Genomic DNA, 1,832 nt, shown 5'->3' with positions numbered 1-1,832 from the left:
TATATTCTTATATTCTGTTTAGACTTTGTGCAGAAGGGGAGGCTTTGCCTTTTTCTGTGTGTATAAAAAGGCAAAAAGCAAGACGCGACGCCAATGGCGACCCTATTTATTGTAGAGCTTCTTTTATAATGCTTTGTGTATCTGAAATGAGCTTTTCTAGCGGCTCTGGGTCTTCACCTTCATACGAAATCACGGCGTCAAAAAACTTTGCTAATGCACAACTTGCAACCATAACCGCGGCGCAATCTTTCATGCTGCCATACCAACAAAAGCTAATACAATAGTCTCTTGCCCCTATCATAGCCAACACATCTTCATCGCCTTCATGAACATCTTCCGCTGGTTCGTAAAAAATTTCAAAGCCAACGTCATCGTCTGTTTCGCCCCAAATACAAGGAGAAAAGCCTTCATCTTCAAACGGCGCTAACTCAGGGTCAATTTGTATTTTAAAATCAAAGCCTAAGTCGTCAATTGCTTGTTGCCATTGTTGTTGCGTGGGTACTTTACCTTTATCTATAAAAGCATATTGGGTATTTGACATAAAATATCCTTTTAATTGTCTAAATTACTCAGTGATTTACTTAATATTCTTTCTTTTCTTTCAGTAAAGTTTGGTCGACAACTTACATCAGGAAAGAGCGCATCAACCAGCTTTTCGCGAGAATTTATTTCATTTAACCAAGGTATAGCGTGAGAATCAACACTAACTATAATCTCATTTAGAATGCTTGCTACTGACTCTATTTGACTTACTTCCCAATAATCTGCAGATTCGCTTAACCCATTCTTATCTAATGAGCCACCATTTGTGATAACAAGTTTTTTTGGGAACTCTTTCATATCATAGCTTTGTTTTAACTCGGGAACCCAAGAAAATACCAATACTTCTAGATCTTCTTTATTTGACAATAAATCAAACATGATAACCTGAAAAATATCATCAAGGTGCTTTTTATAAAAAACCATTGCCGATTTACTACTTTCTAGAAAACCACGCGCTTTCATCGCAGGAATAAAGTCTTGCTTAGCAATTTTTTTAATTTGCGCTAACGTCGTCATTTTTTGCCTCTTCTTGGGGTCACCATAATTTCTACCACTTCAACACCATTAAAATGTTGTTTTAGTCTACCTCTTCGCTTTTTGCTCATGCCTTTACCCGTTTTCAAATCAAAAGCTAAAACCAAAGCACTCTTATAGTAGACTGTTACGTCTAGTCCTAATGAGTCTTTTGCGCGCCTTGCCGTTCTGTCACCTTCGCTGTCTCTAAACTCTTCTACTCGAAGTGTAATATTATACTTTTTCCATTTGGTTCGCATCGCTTTAACTCGTGATTCAAATTTAGAGTGAGCCCATGTACCTTTATTAGCAGCGCTTCCTTGCCTGCCTTCTTTTAACATTTCTTTGTATGCTGCGAGAGCTTCATCCATCAGAGCTTCACCTACAATACCAAACACTTCTTGTGTCAAATCTTTACGATTATAACCAAATAAAGCACGGCTATAGGTTTTACTTAGATAGTGCATTGAACGATTGCCAAGAGTAGATAACACTCTAAATGTTGCTGCAGCTCCAGGTAAATCGTGTGTATTACCGCTTGGGTCAACAAAATGAACTGGACTAGACGCTGCATAGGTGTACTTATTTAAGCTAATTGGTTCAGGTTGGCGCCCTTGCCAACTGTCCATTTGAGTCATACGCCCTACACCTTGGTCATAGTAGCGCGCACGCAAGTAATACTGGTCTAAATCACCGTCAAATTGTTCACCGGTATAAAGGTAATTATTGTCCGTTGTGCCTGTTTGGTTTTGTAATTCACCAAAGGCTAAATAATC

The 1,832-nt window shown here is 38.5% G+C and carries 3 protein-coding genes; all 3 read right to left on the bottom strand.

Annotation, left to right across the window (positions count from 1 at the left end):
- Window positions 1-106 precede the first annotated feature (106 nt).
- Window positions 107-541, bottom strand: coding sequence for a hypothetical protein (locus tag AN214_RS21640; RefSeq protein ID WP_054981604.1), 435 nt, complete (start codon window positions 539-541; stop codon window positions 107-109).
- An 11-nt stretch (window positions 542-552) separates the two neighbouring features.
- Window positions 553-1,059, bottom strand: a complete 507-nt coding sequence (locus AN214_RS21635; protein ID WP_054981603.1) for a hypothetical protein — start codon at window positions 1,057-1,059, stop codon at window positions 553-555.
- A partial coding sequence (locus AN214_RS21630) for an RHS repeat-associated core domain-containing protein (RefSeq protein ID WP_161805712.1) occupies window positions 1,056-1,832 on the bottom strand: 777 nt, incomplete at its 5' end. The genes AN214_RS21630 and AN214_RS21635, both read right to left, overlap by 4 nt.

The sequence above is a fragment of the Pseudoalteromonas sp. P1-9 genome (genome assembly GCF_001399975.1).
In the GTDB taxonomy this organism is placed as follows: Bacteria; Pseudomonadota; Gammaproteobacteria; order Enterobacterales; family Alteromonadaceae; genus Pseudoalteromonas.
This window is presented reverse-complemented; position numbering and strand designations above follow the sequence as displayed.